Here is a 19,005-nt window from a genome sequence, read left to right on the forward strand (position 1 = left end):
TTGAGCGCTGTTTCATCTTCGCACAGGCGCTTTCGTCTGGCTGTCACATCGGCGTGAGTGACCGGCTTGTGATTTGCGGCATCTACAAGGATGAGCAAGTATTTGGGCCGTCGCAGGAGGTAGCGCCATGTCCACGTCTTCCCACCGCAGGAGCCTTGTCGCGCTCCTTGCTGCCACTCTATTCTCGCTCGGCGTGTGTGCCGCGAACGCGGCCGAGGACGCAGTCGTCATCCCGCCGCCGGCCGTTGACGAGGCGGCTAGCTCAGGCAGCCGGACCGCCATTTTCGCCGGCGGCTGTTTCTGGGGTGTCCAGGGCGTCTTCCAGCACGTGAAGGGTGTCGAGAGCGCCGTCTCCGGTTATGCCGGCGGCGACGCCAAAACGGCGCAGTATGAAACCGTCAGCACCGGCTCGACGGGTCACGCCGAAGCCGTCCAGGTGACGTTCGATCCGAAACAGGTGAGCTACGGCAAGTTGCTGCAGATCTTCTTCTCGGTGGCGCACAACCCGACGCAGCTGAATTTCCAGGGTCCGGACCGGGGAACGCAGTACCGTTCGGCGGTGTTCGTTGCCGATCCCGAGCAGCGCAAGGTCGCCGAGAGCTATATCGGCCAGCTCGACAAGGCGCATGTCTTCCCGCAGCCGATCGTCACCAAAGTCTCCGAAACGACAGGTTTCTATCCGGCCGAAGCCTATCATCAGGATTTCCTGACGCTCAATCCGACCTATCCCTATATCGTCTACAACGACCTGCCGAAAATCGAGAACCTGAAGTCGCTGTTTCCCACCAACTACCGCGGCAAACCGGTGCTTGTGATGAAGGTCAAGGGCTGATGAAGCCGACAGCTTGTGAATGATCGTTCAGGGCACAATTTCTATGGGTGTATGATTGGGAACGCGGGCCCAAATATCGCGCATTTCCGAGTTGGTGACTGCGATACACCCGTCCGTCCAATCCAATAGTCGATGGGCGTTTCCGAACAGGCCCCATCCGTTGGGAAGCCCGTGGATCATGATATTGCCGCCGGGACGAAAGCCACCTGCTTCAGCGTTGCGCTGATCATCAGGGCTTGGATATGAGATGTGCAGGCTCAGATGCGCCATGGACTGAGGATTTCGCCAGTCTATTTGATAACGCCCTTCAGGCGTTTTCTCGTCACCTTCCCGTTGTTTGGGACCCTCGTCGGCAGCGGTCCCAAGAGAAATCCGATATGTGGAAATGGGAGCATCGCCTCTGAGAAGGACCATGCGACGTTCGGCTTTATAGACACGAATGAGATCAGCCCGCTGCTCCAACGGCGCATCTGGAGGCGGCGAGCCTGAGCCGATCTTGGCCATCAATTTCGTATAAACGAACAAGCTGATGATCAGGGCGGCTAAAACGATAAATTTTTTTCTCAATATGATTCTCATCTTTAGCTGACGGAAGGGTTATACCGCGATCGCCCCTCATCCAGGCAGCGCACAGTTGAGATCGACCATGTCCGGCGCCTCTTTTTTGCTTTAAATCCGTCAATTTTAAGAATTTATCAACGTTAACAATATCTTAAATATGGGAAATCGCGTTTCACCGCGGAACATATCGTTCAGTTGCCCGTTACCACCCTGAGTTTCGCGTGGGATAGGCTGCCGGAGCGGATCCCTCTTTAGAAGTACAGGCGTAACCAAGGGGACGTATCATGGCCACCAATGTCGTGCGGCGCTGGCAACGAGATGATCTCATGAAACAGAGAGTATTAATCGTCGAAGATGAATTCCTGATCGCCCTGGATATCGAGGCGACGGTGGAAGGCATGGGCATGCAGGTCGCGGGCCTTGCGAATGATCGCGAACAGGCACTGCGGCTGGCGCCGCTGGCCGATATCGCCTTCGTCGACGTCAACCTCGCCGACGGCCCGACCGGGCCCGAGATCGGCCGACAGCTTGCGCAAGAGCATGGCATTGCCGTCGTCTTCATGACCGGTAATCCCGAAGCGGTCGCCGATGGCGTCAAGGGTGCGGTCGGCGTGGTTCAGAAGCCGGTCATGCCTTCGGTTGTCGAACAGCTGGTGAAATATCTCGCCGCGCGCCGTGTTGGCATGTTCGCCGTCGTACCCTCACAAATGACGGTCTTTGCCTGATCGGAGCCTTGGTCGAAAGGCCCTCATCAGCCTGATATGGCTGCGAGCTGCGGCGGATGGCCGGCCTTTTCCGGCTCCGGCCTGCCATAGGCTTTGAGAAAGGTGCGGACCGCGTTGCGCGCCGCCCTTTCCAGTTCTTCATCGGTGGGTGTGGCGCCGAGAAGGATCATCATCTGCAGGTCGGCATTGCCGAGTGCCACGAACTGGCGGGCGGCGACGTCGAAATCGTCGATGACGAGCGCGCCCTTATGGGCAAGCCGCCCGAAAAGTGCTGACAGTGCGGTGATCAACTTGCCCGGCCCCTGCTGGCGCCAGCTTTCGAAGAGGTGCGGATAGCGCTCGCCCTCGGTCTGCACCAGCTTGCGCAGGAATTTTCCGTCGTGGTTGCAGATGCAGTTCTTGTTGAGGCGCACGGCGAAGGTCGTCAGCTCGTCCTCCAGATCGTCGTCGCGATCGGGAAAGGTCGAAAGCACCGAGAACAGCATGGCATTGGCGCGGTTCATGACGTCTTCGACGACGGCGACGAACAGCGTTTCCTTCTCGCGGTAGTGATTGTAGATCGTCTGGCGCGAGACACAGGCGACGGCGGCGATCTCGTCGATGCTGGCGCCGGCAAAGCCCTGGCGGCAGAATACGTCGGCCGCGGCATCGAGGATCGACATGCGCTTGGCGCATTGTCCGCGCTGCGTATGCCCCGTCATCCGGGCTGCCGGTGTCATGCGATCTTTCATGAGAACAAGATAAGACGTCTTGACGTTTTAGACAATGGCGTCTAATTTTACATCTGTGTCCAAATTTATTGACACTCCTGGTTTCGCCGCAGGAGATATGAGCTCCCAACTTCGTCTTCGCGCGAACGATCATCATTCAACCCGCGCATCGGCCGAAAATCGGAACCGATTTTCGGAAAGCACGATGCGTAGATTTAAAATCTTAGAGCGTCCTTTGTGCGTCCGAGAGGACGCACGGCGCTCTAAGAGCAATGTGGCGGAGCGACAATCCGGTACCTCCGCCGCGCTTTTATGAAAGATCACCATTATGACGGCTCCCTTCTTTCGCATTGCCCTCATTCTCGGCCTTCTGTCGGCCATCGGGCCCTTTGCCATCGACATGTATCTGCCTGCGCTGCCGTCCATCGGCCAGGACCTGCATGCCGATAACAACGTCACCCAGCTTACCCTTCTTGCCTTCTTCATCTCCTTTGCGCTCGCCCAGCTCGTCTACGGTCCGCTGTCGGATATGTGGGGCCGCAAGCTGCCGCTCTATCTCGGCATCGGCCTCTTCGCCGTCGCCTCGGTCGGCTGTGCGCTGGCGACCGATATCGAAACGCTGATAGCCTTCCGTTTCGTTCAGGGTATCGGCGGTGCCGCCGGCATGGTCATTCCGCGCGCCATCGTCCGCGACATGCACACCGGCGTCCAGGCCGCCCGCCTGATGTCACTGCTGATGCTGGTCTTCTCGATCTCGCCGATCCTGGCGCCGCTGACCGGCAGCGCCGTCATCGAGTTCTACGGCTGGCGCGGCGTATTCTGGGCCGTGACGATCGCCGCCTTGATTGGCCTCGTCCTGCTCGCCACCCAGCTTGACGAAACCCGTTCACCGGCCGAACGCAGCGGCAGCGGCCTGAAGAGCGCCATGGCGGCCTACCGCCTGCTGCTTGCCGACCGCAACTTCCTGACGCTGACCTTCATCGGCGGCCTCGGCATTTCGAGCTTCCTGGTCTATCTCGCCAACTCGCCCTTCGTGCTGATCCAGCATTACGGGCTGACGCCGACGCAATACAGTTTCGCCTTCTCGATCAACGCCGTGTCCTTTTTCGCGGTATCGCAGGCGACGGGCTGGCTCGGCGAGCGTTTCGGCCTCGTGCGCGTCATGCGGATTGCGGTCAGCGCTTTTGCCCTTGCCATGGTGGTGATGGCGGTGGTGATGGCCGCCGGCTTCAACCAGCTGCCTGTCCTGGCGACCTTCCTGTTCATCGGCTACGGCTTCCTCGGCCTCGTCATCCCGACGAGCGCGGTGCTTGCGCTCGAGGATCACGGCGAGATCGCCGGCACCGCCTCGTCGCTGATGGGCACGCTGCACTTCGTGATCGCCGCCGTCGCCATGGTCATATCGAGCGTCTTCTTCGACGGCACAGCCGTTCCGATGGCCGCCGGTATCGCGCTCTGCGCCTTCGCAGCCTTCGTGCTGACCCAGGCAACGATCGGCCGCCGCGCCGCTGTGGCCGCTGCTGAATGATCAGATAGACCGTACCTGGGCTTCGGGTACGGTCACATCATCAGGGTTGCGGCTGCGAGAAAATGCCGCGCACAATTGAATATCGGCTGGCCGCCCTATTTATCCGATCCCGAAGCATGGTCATACCGGAGAATACTTATGGTCGACGAGAAGCGGCTGATTTCGAAAATCACCTGGAAGCTGATGCCGTTTCTCGGCATCCTTTATCTCATCGCCTATATCGATCGGCAGAACGTCAGCTTCGCCAAGCTGCAGATGGTCGATGCCCTGGCAATGAGCGAATATGCCTACGGCCTCGGCGCTTCGCTCTTCTTCATCGGCTATTTTCTCTTCGAGGTGCCGAGCAACCTCTTCCTTGACAGGCTCGGCGCTCGTGTCTGGTTCGCACGCATCCTGGTCTCCTGGGGCATCGTCACCATCGCGCTCGCCTTCACGCAGAACGCGACGATGTTCTATATCCTGCGTTTCCTGCTCGGTGTCTGCGAAGCCGGCTTCTTTCCCGGCGTCCTCTATCTGCTGACGCTGTGGTTTCCCTCGACCTATCGCGGCAGGATGGTCGGGCTGTTCATGATCTTCAGCGCGATTGCCAATGCCGTCGGTGCGCCGCTCGGCGGCGTGCTGCTCGATCTCGACGGTCTCTACGGTTTTGCCGGCTGGGAGTGGGTCTTCCTGGCGACGGGCGTTCCGGCTGTGATCGCCGGCATCGTCACCTTCTTCTATCTTCCCGGCCGGCCCGAAAACGCAAGCTTCCTGAATAATGAGGAGAAGCAGTGGCTCGAACGCCGGCTCACTTCCGAAAATTCCGGCATGGGCGAGAATGCCGGCAACGGCTTCAAGGCGCTCATCGACCCACGCGTGCTGCTGATGGCGCTCTGCTATATCGCCTTTCCGCTTTCGGCCTATGGGCTGAGCTATTGGCTGCCGACCATCGTCAAGGCTTTCGGCGTTAGCAACACGGTGAACGGTTTCCTCAACATCATCCCCTGGGTGCTCGTCGCGATCGCGCTCTATGTCGTTCCCGCCATGGCCGACAAGGCGCAATCGAAGACGCCCTATATCGTCATTCCGGCTTTCATCGGCGCCGCCTGCCTGCTGCTCTCGGCGCTGATCCCGAACCACACTTTGCAATTCGCCTTCCTCTGCGTCGCCGCTGCCGGAATCTTCGCGCCCCAACCGGTGTTCTGGAGCCTGCCTTCCCGTTTCCTCAAGGGGGCCGGGGCTGCGGCGGGCCTTGCCGCCATCAATTCGGTCGGAAATCTCGGCGGCTTCGTCGCCCAGAACGTCGTGCCCTGGATCAAGGAAGCGAGCGGCAGCACGATCGCGCCGATGTTCTTCCTGGCCGCCTGCCTGGCGGCCGGAGCCCTGCTGGTCTTCTTTGTCACGCGTCAGCTGTCGCACAGGGAGCATTCGGCGGCTCCGAGCGGGGTCTGATCAAGCCGTCAAATATCTACGCGGCGAGCTTCAGCCCGTCAGCGTGAAGGCGTCGCTTTCGCCGGGAACGAGTTCCAGCGGCCAGATCCTGTTGCGGGCGCCCTGCGGATAGTGATCGGCATAGGCCGGCATGGTGGCGAGCAGGGTTTCGCCGAGCTGCGCGCCGAGATCGCGCAGCGACATGCGGAAGGAGGTCAGCGTCGGTTGCAGGAAATGCGTGCGCGGCTCCTCGCGGAAACCGACGACGGCGAGGTCGCGGCCGGGCACGATGCCGGCCTCGGCAAGCCTGCGGTAAAGCCCGATCGCCATCAGTTCGTGGATCAGGATGATCGCCGTCGGCCGCTCTTTGATCATCAGCAATTCGTGGCCGGCCTGATAACCGCCCTGTTCGCTCGACTTGACCCGGATGACGAGGGCCGGGTCGAAGGCAATACCGTGCCGTTGCAGCGCCTGGCGGTAGGCGTCGATAAAGACGTAGCCGAGATTGATGTCGGAGGAGGGGGCGGCCACCGCGATCCGCCGGTGGCCTTTGGCGACCAGGCGGTCAACGCCGCGCGCCGCCACGCCCTCGAAATCGAGGTCCATCCAGGTGTAGCTGCCGCCCGACGCGCTACGGCCAAGCGCCACGAAGGGGATACGGGCCTTTTCCAGAAGCTCGATACGCCTATCGGTGCGCCGTGTCGCCGAGATGATCAGCGCGTCGACAAGCCGGCGCGCCACCATGCGCTTCAGATATTCATGCGGGTCCTCGTCATCGGGGCAGGGCAGCATGACGAGATCGAGCTTGTGGCGGGAAAAGACGCTCTGCAGCCCGTCGGTGACGCCAAGGAAGAAGTCGTCGCTGTTTTCGACCGTCTCGCGGCTTACCTCGAGCATCAGCCCGATGACGTTGGTCATCCCCTGGCGAAGACTGCGGCCCGATTGGTTGGCGACGTAACCGAGCTCTTCGGCGGCGGCGAGCACGCGCCGGCGCGTTTCGTCGTTGACGTCGGGCTTGCCGTTCAGAGCACGGGACACCGTTCCGATCGAAATGTCGAGATGCTCGGCGAGCTGGCGGATTCCCTTCATCTCCGGCGATCTTCCTCCCTTATGCATGTCGCCCAAAAGTGTGCAGCGGTTTTGGGATAACGACATGCGTCAAACCGTCAGCCCTTCTTGCCACAGGATGGAGCCTGCGAAAAGCCGCGGGGGAGGGTCAGGGTCTGAAGCTCTGGCGGATGACGAGTTCCGGAATGACGCGTTCGTAACCTGCGGGCAAGCCCGGGTTTTCAAGCCGCCGCTCCATCAGCGCGACGGCGCGATGCGCCATGGTCAGCGGATCCTGGCGGAAGGTGGTCAGCTGATAGCTCAGCCAGGAGGATTCCGGCACGTCGTCGAAGCCGATGACGGCGACGTCCTCGGGAATGCGCAGCCGCGCTTCCAGGCGCACGACATCCATCAGTCCGAAAGCGATCTGGTCGTTGGCGCAGAAGACGGCGTCGGGTTTTATCGTCTGCGAGAAGAGCGCGCGTGCGGCAGTGACGCCGCCGTCATAGTCGGAATCGCCGCCGCGTCCGACGACGACGGGTACACCGAGCGATTCGGCTGTCGACAGGAAGGCGCTTTCGCGCTCGATGATAGCAGGCGTTCCGGTGTTGGAGCCGATGACCGCCAGCCGCCGTCTGCCGCTCTCGTAAAAAGCCGTCGCCGCCTTGCGGGAGGCCTCGGAGTTACCGGCGCGCACATGGTCGGCGTCGGGTTCCGATCGGCCGATCACCACGAGCGGCTGGCCATTTCGCTGGGCGAGTTCGAAGAAACTCACTGGCGGTGAGCCGGACAGGATGATGATCGCTTCGGCACGGTGGCCGATCAGCATCTTCTGGGCGGCGAGCAGTTCGTCTTCCGTCTGGCCGGTATTGACGAGAATAGGGATACTGCCGCGTTTGATCAGGCATTTGGCAAGCGCTGCGGCCAGATGCGCGCGAAAACCCACTTCCGGCCGTGTCGCGACGATGCCGACAAGCCGGCTCTGGTTGGCAAGCACACCGCGCGCCAGGTCGTTGACATGGTAGCCGAGTTCCTGTGCAGCCCGCAGCACCTTTTCGCGCGTTGCAGGCGCCACGCTGGTGCCCGGCGTGAAGGTACGCGAGACGGCGGAGCGCGAAACGCCCGCCAATTGCGCCACTTGCTCGGCGCTGACGAAGCGCATGCGTTCTTTCTTTGGCGTCTTGTCGCCGTTCACTGGACCATCATTCATCGGCTTTCAGCTATTGGTCGTCTCTGACAGCCGGATGACAGGCGGCCGTGGCAGCTTGAAATTTTTGCTATCGGGAGTGACTGCGAGCTGACGGCATTGGCCCACGCAAAGAAAAACCGAGGCTCCCGGATGCAGCCTCGGTTGAGGGGGGAAAATCAGCGGCGACGACGTATCATCGGTTCGCGCCGCCATAGGGGAAGGCCAGGTCTGCCCGTTATTCGCAGACGCGTACAGTTTCGGCATGGTAGCCGCCGTCATAGCGGTTGCGGACATCGCGGTCCTCATACCAGCATCTCGGCGCAGGTTCGACATAGCGAGGACCATCGATATAGCGAGGCTCATCGACGTAGCGAGGGCCGCCGCCATTGGCGATTGCGCCGCCAATTAGCCCGCCAACAACACCTGCGGCAACGCCGCCGGCGATAATTCGACCGGTGTTATCGTGGTGATGGCGATCACGCGCGGCTGCGGGCTGAATGGCCAATCCAACAAGGGCCGTTGCGATCAACAGGCTGCTGGTAACTGTCTTCATAATATTCTCCTCAGTGGCACTCGCCCCGGATAAAAGGGAAATGCGGCAGCAAGGCGTTTGTTCGTTCAAACTTTGCGACAGGCATTAATGCATGGCTTCAGATTAGAGCGTTGTGCGCCCTCACGGACACACAAAGGTCGCTCTACCACTTTCGATCCTCGCATCGTGCTATTTGAAAATCGATTCCGATTTTCGCCAGCACGATGCGCTAGGTCGCCGAATCCGCTGCCGTCGTCTCTTCCAGCACGTCTTCGGGAATGTCGTCAAAGGAAGAGTAGTTCAGATTGTAGAGCTTGGAATAGAGCTTGCCGTTCTTCATCAGCTGGCGGTGGTTGCCGCTTTCGATGATTTCGCCGTTCTGCAGCACGATGATGCGGTCCGCCTCACGGATCGTCGCAAGCCGGTGGGCGATGACAAGGCCGGTGCGGTTTTCGAGCAGCTTTACCAGCGCTTTCTGGATCAGCATCTCGGTATAGCTGTCGATATTGGCGGTCGCTTCGTCGAGCACGAGGATCTTCGCGTCCGCCACCAATGCGCGGGCAAAGCTCAAAAGCTGGCGCTGGCCGAGCGAGAGATTGCCGCCGCGCTCGCCAAGGACACTATCGTAACCATCGGGCAGGCGCATGACGAAGTCATGCGCGCCGACGGCCTTCGCCGCCTCGATCACCTGTTCGCGCGTCGCCTCCAGCTTGTGGTAGCGGATGTTCTCGAAAACGGTGCCGGTAAAGAGGAAGGGTTCCTGCAGCACCATGGCGATCTGCGCTCCAAGCGAATCCTGCGTCAGATCACGCACATCGTCGCCGCCGACCAGCACCTGGCCCTGCTGCACGTCGTAGAAGCGATGGATCAGCGACATGCAGCTCGATTTGCCGGACCCCGTCGGGCCGACCAGCGCCACCGTCTCGCCGGGATTGACCTTGAAGCTGACATGCTTCAGCACCGGATGTTTCGGATTGTAGCCGAAGACGACGTCCTTGAATTCCACCGATCCGTCCATGTCGCGCGACAAGGCTTTGGCATCGGGCGCATCCTTGATGTCGACAGGCACGTCGAGCACTTCGGTCAGCCGCTGGCCGGACGCCATGGCGCGCTGCATCACCGAATATTGCAGGGTCAGCGAACGGATCGGGTCGAAGAAGCGCTGGATGTAGAACAGGAAGGCGACGAGCACGCCGACATCGAGCGCCTGATTGAGAACGCGGGCGCCGCCGACGACGATGACGAGCGCCATCGCCACGCCGGTCAGGCTGTCGACGATCGGCACCATCACCTGCGCATAGCGTGCCGCCGTCAGATGCGTCTTGAGGTTGGCATGCGCCTTGTCGTCGTAAAGCGTGAAGTTGACGCCCTGCCTGTCCATGCTCTGGACGGCGCGCACGCCATGGATCGCTTCTGCAAGCGCACCATTCGCAACCGAATTGGTCTCGTGCGCGGCCATGAAGGATTTGCGCGCCAGCGGCAGCCAGAAGAGCCGCACGATGAAGAGCACCGGCAGCACCGAAAGCGTCAGCAGCCCCAATTTGAAGTCGAGATAGAGCATCACGAAAATGATGCCGAAAAGCAGCACGATGTCGCCGACGGACAGTACCGATGTTTCGAGGAATTCCTGCATCGAGTTGACGTCGCCCTGCAGGCGCGACATCAGCCGGCCGACTTCCGTCTTGTCCATGAAGGAGAGCGAGACGTGCTGGAGATGCGAAAACATCGCCTTGCGGATATCGAAGAGCACATCTTCGGCCACGCCACCGACCAGCGTTTCCTGCGCGTAGCTTGCCGCATAATTGATTGATATGGCGATGGTGAAGGCGACGATCGACCAGGCCAGGGCCGAATGGTTGCCGCCTGGCGACATGCCGTGGTCGATGGCATAACGGATGATCAGCGGGATGGTGAGCTGCATCATCGTGAAGGTCAAAACGGCGACGACGGACCAAAGGACCTGGCGGCGATAGGGGTGAACGAAAACCCAGATGCGCTTGACGATGTTGCCGTCGAAGGCCTTGCCGAACATCTCCTCCTCGACGCGATGCGAACCGACCACCGCCCGCGGCGGGCGGCGTCCATCCTCGCGAACGTCGGGACGCTCGGTTTCCAGTTCCTCGGCCATGCCATTCCTCCCGCGGCCATCACGTCCGGTGGCCTGCATAGTTATTGCTTGTCCCTCTTTTCCCCGATGGGCAGAAGAAGGGAATTCATTGCTAGGCGCTCAAGACCTCGTCGCCCGGCCGCACCTGCAAGTCGTAGAGCGCCTTGTAGCGGCCGCCGAGCGAAAGCAGCGCTTCATGCGTTCCGCGCTCGACGATCCGGCCGTCTTCGACGAACAGGATCTGGTCGGCATGCATCAGCGAGCTCAGGCGGTGGGCGACGATGATCGTCACGCGGTCGGCAGCATAGCGGCGCATGGCGCCGCGGATGCGCTGCTCGGTGGCCGCATCGATTGCCGCCGTCGAATCGTCGAACACCATTACCGCCGGTTTCAGCATCAGCGCGCGGGCGATCGAAAGACGCTGCCGCTGGCCGCCGGACAGCGAAACGCCGCGCTCACCGACGACGGTGCCATAACCTATGGGAAGGCCGAGCACGTAATTGTGCAGCTGGGCGCTCTCACTGGCGCGTTCGATGCGGCCTTCCTTCGCCCACGGGTCGCCATAGGCGATGTTGTTTTCGATCGTCGTGGTGAACAGGAAGGAATCCTGTTGCACGACGGCAACCGCCCGGCGCAGCGATTGCAGCGTCGCCTTGCGGATGTCCTGGCCGTCGATCGTGATCTTGCCGCCGCTGACGTCGTAGAAGCGGGGAATGAGATGGGCGATCGTCGACTTGCCGCTACCGGGGGGGCCGACGATGCCGATCGTCTGGCCGCGCCTGGCTTCGAAGGAGATATCGTCGAGCACTGTGCGCTTTTCGGAACCGGGATAGGCGAAACTGACATTCTCGAAGCGCAGCACGCCGTCCGTGAGTTTCAGCTCTTTCGCATCCGGCGCATCCTTGATCGCGATGTCGAGGTCGAGAAGGGCAAACAGGCGTGAGCCGCAGGTGGAGGCGCGGGCAAAGGCGTTGACCATCAGGCCGAGCTGGCGCACCGGCATCTGCAGGATGGTCATGAAGGTCAGGAACGATGCCAGCGTACCGACGGTGATCTCGCCCGACATCACCTTGCCGCCGCCGACCCAGAGCACCAGGCCCATCGCCGCAAAGAAGGAGAAGGTCATGGCGCTGGTATTGGTGACGCGGATGCCGACGCGCTGATGGGCGAGCGCCAGCGCGCTCTTCGACGCCGCCTCGAATTTCGAAATCTCGTGTTCGTGGGCGGCAAAGGCACGCACGACGCGGATGCCGCCGAGATTTTCCTCCATGATGCGGGTCAGCACCGAAAGCCGCTCCTGCAGGTCGAGCCAGGTGGCGCGTAGCCTGAGCTGCGTCGCCGACGAGCGCCAGCCGACGAAGGGCACGAAACTCAGCGCCAGGAGGCCGAGCACGACATCGGTCGACAGCAGCATATAGGCGCCGATGCCGATTAGGATCGACAGCAGGATCATCCGGACGAGCGCGGTGGAAAAATACATGCGCACGCCTTCGAGATCGAGCAGGCCGACGGTGATCAGATCGCCGGAATGGACGGTGTCATGAAAGCTGAAGGAGAGCCGCTGGATCTTCTCATAGCAGGCCAGCCGCAACTCGTAGCCGATGTGATGGCCGACGGCTTCGCTGTAGTAGTTCTGGACCATGGTGAAGAGGCCGCGCAGCACGCTGGCGCCGAGCAGCAGCAATGCCGTGGTCAAAAGCGCGTCCTGCGCCACCAGACCCGCCGCACCGCCGCTCATCGCCATCTGCGTGTGGTCGACGGCCTGGCCGAGAAGGCGCGGGATCATCAGCTGGAAGGTGGAGGCCACAAGCGTGGCCCCGATCGCAAAGCCGGATTGCCAGGGGTGGCGGAAGGCCATCATGGTGATGCGCACCAAGGTGAAGAGGCCTCGGCCCCAGCCTGCCGCAGTTGCAAGCGCCATCGAAGCCGAAGGCTTCGTCGCGCGTATTAACGCATCGCTGCTCACGGTATTTTTTCCAATAGATGTGTGGTCGGACGCTGGTCCGAAAAGACGGCAAATCCATGAAGGGATTGATAGCACCCTCACTTTTGCCGATTCCATTTGGGGGTTCAAGTAAAGAATTCACCAGTTGGTTATTTTTACGTGAGGTCTCCTCGCTTCCCGGCTGGAACAATCTGTGCGCGGACGGGTTGCAGCAGGCGAATGGCAACCGCCCACCGCTACCGGAGAGACCCATGCCGCTGAAAGCTCTCGCCCTCAACGCCACGCTGAAGACCAGCGACGCCAAGGACGCGTCCTCCACCGACCGGATGATCGGCCTCATCGACAAGGCGATGTCGGCATATGGCGTTGAGACTGAAGTGCTCCGCCTCGCCGATTTCAACGTCAAGCCGGGCGTCACTTCCGACGAAGGTGCCGGCGACGACTGGCCCGATATCCGCGCGAAGGTGCTCTCCGCCGATATCCTGCTGATGGCGACGCCGATCTGGCTCGGCCAGCCATCCAGTGTCTGCAAGCGGGCACTGGAGCGAATGGACGCCTTCCTCGAGGAGACCGACGACCAAGGCCGCATGGTCTCCTATGGCAAGGTCGCGGCTGTTGCCGTCGTCGGCAACGAGGACGGCGCCCATCATGTGTCGGCCGAGCTCTACCAGGCGCTGAACGACGTCGGCTTCACCATTCCGGCCAACGCGGTGGCTTATTGGGTCGGCGAGGCAATGGGTTCCACCAATTTCGTCGATCTCGACAAGGTGCCGAAGGTCGTGACCAAAGCCGTCGATATGCTGGCGCGCAACACGGTCCATCTGGCTGGCCTGCTGAAGGCAAAACAATATCCGGGCGAGGGCAGCTGAGGCCGCTGTTGCTTCAAGGTTTCAGCCCTCAATTCGCAGTTTACGGTGCAAAACTCGGCGAGATTTCCACCGGATGCTTCTAAATTATGTGATATTTCAATTACTTGAAAAATGAGCAACAAAGCTCTTGCCACCTGCGCCATTTAGCGCTTTCATACACTACCAGTTTGATAGACTATGGACGAGCGTAATTGCTCCCCTAGATCTCTTGCGGGGCCGCTGGTTCGGACCCCGATGCCGCGGCAGGTGTTGTGAATGGCCGCATGAACCTCATCAACGCGTGAACCGCTGTTTTATGCGTTGAAACCTCGATCGACCCAGGGTGCGGATGAAGCCGCAAAGGAGTTGCGATGACGGTTCAGGGACTTTTTTCGGCGAGAGCCAATGCGGCGGCGCAGATATCAGCCGTGCCGCGCATTGCGATCGTCGGCCGCGGTTTTTCCGGCATGATGACGGCAATCGCATTGATGAAGACGGTGCGCGCCCCCTTCCATCTGCAGCTGTTCGATCCGAATTCGTCGGTCAGCGGTGGGCAGGCGCTGGCCTCGGTCCGTTCCTCGACGATCCTCAACACCCGCGTCCGTGATCTCTCGGTTTCGGTCGGCGACAACGACGATTTCAACGACTGGCTCTGCGGCAATGCCGCCTTCCGCGCCGCCGTGCCGGCCGCCATCCCTGGATTCCGGCAGATCTTCGTGCCGAAGGAAATCTTCAGCGATTATGTCTACCAACGCTTTTCGGAAGCGCTGGCCGCCCGCCGGGACATCACCGTCCAGGTCTGCAACGATCCGGTCGTGGCGATCCGCAGGAGCCACGGCAATCGCTTCCTGCTGGAAAGCGCCAATCCCGCCAATCCGCTGTTCGATACCGTGATCCTCGCCACCGGCTACGGCCTGACGGCGCCGGATGCCGGCGGTGAGGACGTTTCGCCTATCAGGGCCCAGCGCCTCGTCGCGCGGCCACATGCGGTGTTGCTCGGCAGCGGTATCCGCGTCGTCGACCAGCTGCTGCAGCTGCGCGATTCCGGTTACACCGGCCAGGTGACGATCGTTTCCCGGCGCGGTTTCCTGCCCCAGAGCCATACACCGAATTCCGCCGATCCGGTCTTCCCCGCCGAAGCGCTGCCGCAGAGCCTGCCGGAGATCGTCCACTTCATCCGTCAAGCCTGTCGCGAAGCGGAGGAAGCAGGACGAAGCTGGCAATCGGTGATGAACGGCTTGAGGAAACATGCCCGCTCGCTCTGGCGCTCGCTGCCGGCGCGCGACAAGCATCAGTTCAACCGCCACCTCAGGGCGATCTACGACAGCCATCGTAACCGCCTGCCGGAAGCCATGCACCTGCGACTGAGACGCGAACTCGCCGAAGGCCGCACGGTTCTGCGCCGCGGCCGGGTCGGCCGCCGGGGCCTGAGCGGCCTGTTCTTCACGCCGGCCGGTTCCGCCGCCGAGGAGGTCATCCATGCCGAGCGCATCATCGATTGCCGCTGCCAGGCGCCGGATCTTTCAGCGCCCTTGATGCAGAGCCTGCTTTCGGCTGGCCTCGCCATGCCGGACGAGCTCTCGCTGGGGCTCGCGGTCAACGCGCGCGGCGAGCCCTTCCTCGAAGACGGTTCGACCGTCGCCGGACTCTTTGCCGTCGGTCCCCTTGGTCTCGGTAGCCTGCCCGATATCGATCTCGTGCCGGAGATCGTCTCGCAGGCCTATGCCGCAGCCGAGCGGATCAGTGAGGGGTTCTACCCGCAGGTCAAGGCCGTCTGAAAATTTGAGGCTGTTTAGGAACCATCCGCTCCCTGCCGCGTTATAATGCGCTGGTGACTCCGAGGGGCCTATGGAAGTGCTGAATCGACATGACACGTCTCTTGACGAAGAAGGACGCTTTCGCCTTCTGGTCGATGCCATCACCGACTACGCCATCTATATGCTGAGCCCCGACGGCATCATCACCAGCTGGAATAGCGGCGCTCAGCGCTTCAAAGGTTACAAGCCTTCCGAAATTCTCGGCGAGCATTTTTCCCGTTTCTATCTGGAAGAGGACCGCGCCGCGGGACTACCGGCGCGCGCGCTGGCCACGGCGGCCGACCACGGCCGCTTCGAGGGAGAAGGGTGGCGCCAGCGCAAGGATGGCAGCCGCTTCTGGGCCCATGTTATCATCGATCCGATCCGTCATCCGTCCGGCGAGCTCATCGGCTATGCCAAGATCACCCGCGACCTGACCGAACGCAGGGCAGCTGAACAGGCGATCCGCCAGAGCGAGGAACAGTTCCGCCGGCTGGTCCAGGGCGTCTCGGACTATGCGATCTACATGCTCGATCCCGGCGGCAATGTCAGCAGCTGGAATTTCGGCGCCGAGCGCATCAAGGGCTATCGGCCGCAAGAAATTATCGGCCGGCATTTCTCGACCTTCTACACCCCGGAGGACCGTGAAGCCGGCGTGCCGGAAAAAGCGCTGGGCATTGCCCGCGCCGAGGGCCGGTTCGAGCGCGAAGGCTGGCGCGTCCGCAAGGACGGCAGCCGTTTTTGGGCCAGCGTCGTCATCGACGCCATCCGGGACGACGAAGGCGATGTGCTCGGTTTCGCGAAGATCACCCGCGATATCACCGAGAAGATGGAGACCCAGCGGGCATTGGAGCAGGCGCGCGAAGAGCTCTTTCAGTCGCAGAAAATGGAGGCGATCGGTCAATTGACCGGTGGTATCGCCCATGATTTCAACAATCTGCTGATGGCTGTCCTCGGCAGTCTCGAAATCCTGAAGAAACGCATGCCGCAGGATCTCTCGCTGACATCGCTGGTCGACAATGCCATGCAGGGTGCCCAGCGGGGTGCTGCGCTGACGCAGCGCATGCTGGCCTTTTCCCGCCGGCAGGAACTGCAGTTGGAGCCGATCGACGTCTCGGGCCTGATCCGCGGCATGATGGATATGCTCAGCCGTTCGCTCGGCCCCCTTACCGTGATCGAGACCTCTTTCCCTGTCAGGCTGCCGACGATCCTCACCGATCCGAACCAGCTGGAGATGGCGATCCTGAATCTCGTCGTCAACGCCCGCGACGCCATGCCGTCTGGCGGCCGGATCGTGCTTCGGGCTTCCGAAGAGTCGCTGCCATCAGGCAAGAGCCAGCTGCCGCCTGGCCGCTATGTCCGCATCGCGGTGATCGACGAAGGCGAGGGCATGGATGCAAAGACGCTGGAGCAGGCCATCACGCCGTTCTTCACCACCAAGGGCGTCGGCAAGGGCACGGGCCTCGGCCTTTCTATGGTGCAGGGCCTTGCGTCCCAGTCCGGCGGCCGCCTCATGATGAAGAGCAGCCCGGGCGAAGGCACGACGGCCGAATTATGGTTCCCGGTCGCAATTGTCGAGCCGGTGACCGAGGCGGCCGCCGATCGGCCGCAGCAGGAGGAAAATGCGCCGCGCCGGCTGCGCATCGTCGCCGTCGATGACGATGGACTGGTCCTGATGAATACGGCGCTGATGCTGGAGGATCTAGGCCATACCGTGTTCGAGGCGATGGCGGGCTCCGAGGCGCTCGACATCCTGCGCAAACAGGAGGTCGACCTGGTGATTTGCGACCATGCCATGCCGCGCATGACGGGTGCGCAGCTCGCACAGGCGATCCGCAACGAATGGCCTGATATGCCGATCATCCTCGCAACCGGTTACGCCGAAATCCCCGAAGGGGCCGGCATCGTCGACCTGCCCCGCCTCGGCAAACCCTTCTCGCAGGCGCAGCTCGCCGAGGCGATCGGCCGGATCGCCTCATAAGCGGCGACGGCTACCCCTCTCACCGCGAAGAATGAACACCAGCAATGCCAGCACCATCGCCGCCAGCCCGTACCAGGTGATCGCGTAGATGAGATGGTTGTTGGGGAAGGCGATGACGGTCAGGCCGCCGACAGGCAGGCCGCCCGGATTGGGGGTGGCATCGGCGTCGATGAAATAGGGTGCGACCGCACCGACGCCGCGCTTTTCAGCGATCGCTGCGACATCGCGCGAATACCATCGGTCGGCTACGACGTCATTCGATTGCAGCAGCGATCCCTTCGGCTCCGTCATCCGCATCAACCCGGTAATCTCGACCGGGCCTGACAGCTCGCCCTCGCGGCGCGAGGCCGGGTCGCGCCTGTCGGTCGGCACGAAGCCGCGATTGACGAGGATTGATGTGCCGTCGGCAAGCGCCAGCGGCGTCATCACCCAATATCCCGGACCGAGCGCGGTCGAGGCATAGACCAGCGTTTCCTTGTCGTTGGCCAGCGTCCCGGCTGCCGTCACCCGCCGATATTCGTCATCAGTGGCGTTGACCTTGCTCCAGCCGGCCTGTGCGGGGGCCGGCACGGGTGCTGCATGCACACGCTGATCGACGCGGGCAATGAGGTCGCGTTTCCAGGCAAGGCGCTCAACCTGCCAGGTGCCGAGCGCGGCGAGTGCCGCGGCAAGCAGCACCAGACAGACGGCGAAGATGGCACGTTTTGCCCGCCGTCTATCCGATTTTTCCGAGGGAGCCTGCGGGTGACGCTGCCGCCGACCCTTGGTGACCGTCACGGCATGTTCTTCATCATCTCGGGGCTCATCGGCATCATGTTGGTATTGAGATGATGCATGACCCAGAGCGAGCCGGAGAGAGCGATGGCGACGATGATGAGGGTGAAGATCAGCGCCATGATCGTCCAGCCGCCCTCGCTCCTTGTATTCATGTGCAGGAAGAAGACCATGTGGACGACGATCTGGATCGCGCCGAGGCCCATCACCAGCACCGCCGTAACGGCCGGGCTTTCAAACACGCCTGCCATGACCAGCCAGAAGGGAATGGCGGTCAGGATGACGGAAAGCACGAAGCCCGTCATATAGCTGCGGAACGTGCCGTGGCCGGCCTGATGGCCGTGGCTGTGGCCGTGATGAGCCTCGTGGGCGTCCTCATGTGCAGGTGCTTGCGAACTCATCCGAGAACTCCCAACAGGTAGACGAAGGAAAAGACGCCGATCCAGACGACATCGAGGAAGTGCCAGAACATCGAAAGGCACATCAGGCGGCGGCGGTTGGCCTCGATCAGCCCATGCGTCGACACCTGCACCATCAGCGTGACCAGCCAGATGATGCCGAAGGTGACGTGCAGTCCGTGCGTGCCGACCAGGGTGAAGAAGGAGGAGAGGAATGCGCTGCGCGTCGGCCCGGCGCCTTCATGGATCAGGTGGATGAACTCGTAGAGTTCGAGCCCGATGAAGGCTGCGCCGAACAGGCCGGTCACACCAAGCCAGAACAGCGTTTCGGCCTTTGCGTTCCGCTCCATCTGCAGCATCGCGAAGCCGTAGGTGATCGAGGAGAAGAGCAGCATCGAGGTGTTGAGGGCAACGATCGGCAGATCGAAGAGATCGGCCGGCGACGGACCGGCGGCATAATTGCGGCCGAGGACGGCATGCGTTGCAAACAGCACCGCGAAGATCAGGCAGTCGCTCATCAGGTAGAGCCAGAAGCCGAGATTGGTGCTGTTTTCCGGATGATGGTCTTCCGTCAGGTAGAATTCCGGCTTTTCGGCCGTGTCGATGGTCTGATCGCTCATGG

Annotated in this window: 17 protein-coding genes; 7 read left to right on the forward strand and 10 right to left on the reverse strand. The window is 61.7% G+C overall.

Going from position 1 to position 19,005, the window contains the following annotated elements; genetic code table 11:
- The first annotated feature begins 127 nt into the window (after window positions 1–127).
- Complete coding sequence (gene msrA, locus A6U98_RS31555) at window positions 128–832, forward strand: peptide-methionine (S)-S-oxide reductase MsrA (RefSeq protein ID WP_064655096.1); 705 nt, start codon at window positions 128–130, stop codon at window positions 830–832.
- Window positions 833–859: 27 nt separating this feature from the next.
- Here msrA and A6U98_RS31560 read toward each other — a convergent pair whose 3' ends face one another.
- On the reverse strand, window positions 860–1,399 hold the full coding sequence (locus A6U98_RS31560) for a L,D-transpeptidase family protein (protein WP_064655352.1): 540 nt from the start codon (window positions 1,397–1,399) through the stop codon (window positions 860–862).
- 278 nt (window positions 1,400–1,677) lie between these two features.
- On the opposite strand from A6U98_RS31560, the gene A6U98_RS31565 reads away from it, so the two are divergent.
- Window positions 1,678–2,118 carry a response regulator gene (locus tag A6U98_RS31565; protein WP_064655098.1) on the forward strand — a complete coding sequence of 147 codons (441 nt, stop codon included), beginning with the start codon at window positions 1,678–1,680 and terminating at the stop codon, window positions 2,116–2,118.
- A gap of 26 nt (window positions 2,119–2,144) precedes the next feature.
- Here A6U98_RS31565 and A6U98_RS31570 read toward each other — a convergent pair whose 3' ends face one another.
- On the reverse strand, window positions 2,145–2,849 hold the full coding sequence (locus tag A6U98_RS31570) for a TetR/AcrR family transcriptional regulator (protein WP_064655099.1): 705 nt from the start codon (window positions 2,847–2,849) through the stop codon (window positions 2,145–2,147).
- A 307-nt stretch (window positions 2,850–3,156) separates the two neighbouring features.
- Here A6U98_RS31570 and A6U98_RS31575 point away from each other — a divergent pair, with 307 nt between their 5' ends.
- Together A6U98_RS31575 and A6U98_RS31580 are read left to right on the forward strand one after the other, a co-directional pair.
- Complete coding sequence (locus A6U98_RS31575; RefSeq protein ID WP_064655101.1) at window positions 3,157–4,356, forward strand: multidrug effflux MFS transporter; 1,200 nt, start codon at window positions 3,157–3,159, stop codon at window positions 4,354–4,356.
- Window positions 4,357–4,494: 138 nt separating this feature from the next.
- Entirely contained in the window at window positions 4,495–5,787 is a 1,293-nt protein-coding gene (locus tag A6U98_RS31580; protein WP_064655103.1) for an MFS transporter, read from the forward strand.
- Window positions 5,788–5,817: 30 nt separating this feature from the next.
- Here A6U98_RS31580 and A6U98_RS31585 read toward each other — a convergent pair whose 3' ends face one another.
- The 5 genes from A6U98_RS31585 to A6U98_RS31605 form a co-directional block, all read right to left on the reverse strand.
- Window positions 5,818–6,855, reverse strand: a complete 1,038-nt coding sequence (locus A6U98_RS31585) for a LacI family DNA-binding transcriptional regulator (protein ID WP_064655105.1) — start codon at window positions 6,853–6,855, stop codon at window positions 5,818–5,820.
- Between the two features lie 127 nt (window positions 6,856–6,982).
- Window positions 6,983–8,023: a LacI family DNA-binding transcriptional regulator gene (locus A6U98_RS31590; RefSeq protein ID WP_064655107.1), complete on the reverse strand. Its 1,041-nt coding sequence runs from the start codon at window positions 8,021–8,023 to the stop codon at window positions 6,983–6,985.
- A 214-nt stretch (window positions 8,024–8,237) separates the two neighbouring features.
- A complete protein-coding gene (locus A6U98_RS31595) occupies window positions 8,238–8,555 on the reverse strand; it encodes a hypothetical protein (RefSeq protein ID WP_064655109.1) in 318 nt (105 codons plus the stop codon).
- Window positions 8,556–8,763: 208 nt separating this feature from the next.
- Window positions 8,764–10,662, reverse strand: coding sequence for an ABC transporter ATP-binding protein (locus A6U98_RS31600; RefSeq protein WP_064655111.1), 1,899 nt, complete (start codon window positions 10,660–10,662; stop codon window positions 8,764–8,766).
- 91 nt (window positions 10,663–10,753) lie between these two features.
- Window positions 10,754–12,715 carry an ABC transporter ATP-binding protein gene (locus A6U98_RS31605; RefSeq protein WP_184500448.1) on the reverse strand — a complete coding sequence of 654 codons (1,962 nt, stop codon included), beginning with the start codon at window positions 12,713–12,715 and terminating at the stop codon, window positions 10,754–10,756.
- A 122-nt stretch (window positions 12,716–12,837) separates the two neighbouring features.
- Between A6U98_RS31605 and A6U98_RS31610 the strand changes: the two genes are divergently transcribed.
- The 3 genes from A6U98_RS31610 to A6U98_RS31620 all read left to right on the forward strand — a co-directional run bounded on the left by A6U98_RS31610 (window position 12,838) and on the right by A6U98_RS31620 (window position 17,211).
- Window positions 12,838–13,455, forward strand: coding sequence for an NAD(P)H-dependent oxidoreductase (locus A6U98_RS31610; RefSeq protein WP_064655116.1), 618 nt, complete (start codon window positions 12,838–12,840; stop codon window positions 13,453–13,455).
- 350 nt (window positions 13,456–13,805) lie between these two features.
- A complete protein-coding gene (locus tag A6U98_RS31615) occupies window positions 13,806–15,212 on the forward strand; it encodes an FAD/NAD(P)-binding protein (protein ID WP_064655118.1) in 1,407 nt (468 codons plus the stop codon).
- A gap of 70 nt (window positions 15,213–15,282) precedes the next feature.
- Window positions 15,283–17,211, forward strand: a complete 1,929-nt coding sequence (locus A6U98_RS31620; protein WP_064655119.1) for a PAS domain-containing sensor histidine kinase — start codon at window positions 15,283–15,285, stop codon at window positions 17,209–17,211.
- Here A6U98_RS31620 and A6U98_RS31625 read toward each other — a convergent pair.
- From A6U98_RS31625 to cyoC, 3 genes are read right to left on the reverse strand one after another with little or no spacing between them, the layout of a single operon-like run.
- Entirely contained in the window at window positions 17,206–17,988 is a 783-nt protein-coding gene (locus A6U98_RS31625) for an SURF1 family protein (protein ID WP_064655121.1), read from the reverse strand. The two genes, A6U98_RS31620 and A6U98_RS31625, sit on opposite strands and share 6 nt — an antisense overlap.
- Window positions 17,985–18,386, reverse strand: coding sequence for a cytochrome o ubiquinol oxidase subunit IV (gene cyoD / locus A6U98_RS31630; protein ID WP_064655123.1), 402 nt, complete (start codon window positions 18,384–18,386; stop codon window positions 17,985–17,987). Before cyoD ends, A6U98_RS31625 begins: the two co-directional genes overlap by 4 nt.
- The gene (gene cyoC / locus A6U98_RS31635; RefSeq protein WP_064655353.1) at window positions 18,383–19,003 is read right to left on the reverse strand and encodes a cytochrome o ubiquinol oxidase subunit III; all 621 of its coding nucleotides are present in this window, start codon (window positions 19,001–19,003) and stop codon (window positions 18,383–18,385) included. Before cyoC ends, cyoD begins: the two co-directional genes overlap by 4 nt.
- Between the last annotated feature and the right edge of the window lie 2 nt (window positions 19,004–19,005).

This window comes from Rhizobium sp. WYCCWR10014, from assembly GCF_001657485.1.
GTDB lineage: Bacteria > Pseudomonadota > Alphaproteobacteria > Rhizobiales > Rhizobiaceae > Rhizobium.

What these genes read in the sequence shown, in the direction of transcription:
- msrA (WP_064655096.1), top strand. Translation starts at nt 128, where the DNA reads ATGTCCACGTCTTCCCACCGCAGGAGCCTTGTCGCGCTCCTTGCTGCC.
- A6U98_RS31565 (WP_064655098.1), top strand. Translation starts at nt 1,678, where the DNA reads ATGGCCACCAATGTCGTGCGGCGCTGGCAACGAGATGATCTCATGAAA.
- A6U98_RS31570 (WP_064655099.1), bottom strand. Translation starts at nt 2,849, where the DNA reads ATGAAAGATCGCATGACACCGGCAGCCCGGATGACGGGGCATACGCAG.
- A6U98_RS31575 (WP_064655101.1), top strand. Translation starts at nt 3,157, where the DNA reads ATGACGGCTCCCTTCTTTCGCATTGCCCTCATTCTCGGCCTTCTGTCG.
- A6U98_RS31580 (WP_064655103.1), top strand. Translation starts at nt 4,495, where the DNA reads ATGGTCGACGAGAAGCGGCTGATTTCGAAAATCACCTGGAAGCTGATG.
- A6U98_RS31585 (WP_064655105.1), bottom strand. Translation starts at nt 6,855, where the DNA reads ATGAAGGGAATCCGCCAGCTCGCCGAGCATCTCGACATTTCGATCGGA.
- A6U98_RS31590 (WP_064655107.1), bottom strand. Translation starts at nt 8,023, where the DNA reads ATGAATGATGGTCCAGTGAACGGCGACAAGACGCCAAAGAAAGAACGC.
- A6U98_RS31595 (WP_064655109.1), bottom strand. Translation starts at nt 8,555, where the DNA reads ATGAAGACAGTTACCAGCAGCCTGTTGATCGCAACGGCCCTTGTTGGA.
- A6U98_RS31600 (WP_064655111.1), bottom strand. Translation starts at nt 10,662, where the DNA reads ATGGCCGAGGAACTGGAAACCGAGCGTCCCGACGTTCGCGAGGATGGA.
- A6U98_RS31610 (WP_064655116.1), top strand. Translation starts at nt 12,838, where the DNA reads ATGCCGCTGAAAGCTCTCGCCCTCAACGCCACGCTGAAGACCAGCGAC.
- A6U98_RS31615 (WP_064655118.1), top strand. Translation starts at nt 13,806, where the DNA reads ATGACGGTTCAGGGACTTTTTTCGGCGAGAGCCAATGCGGCGGCGCAG.
- A6U98_RS31620 (WP_064655119.1), top strand. Translation starts at nt 15,283, where the DNA reads ATGGAAGTGCTGAATCGACATGACACGTCTCTTGACGAAGAAGGACGC.
- cyoD (WP_064655123.1), bottom strand. Translation starts at nt 18,386, where the DNA reads ATGAGTTCGCAAGCACCTGCACATGAGGACGCCCACGAGGCTCATCAC.
- cyoC (WP_064655353.1), bottom strand. Translation starts at nt 19,003, where the DNA reads ATGAGCGATCAGACCATCGACACGGCCGAAAAGCCGGAATTCTACCTG.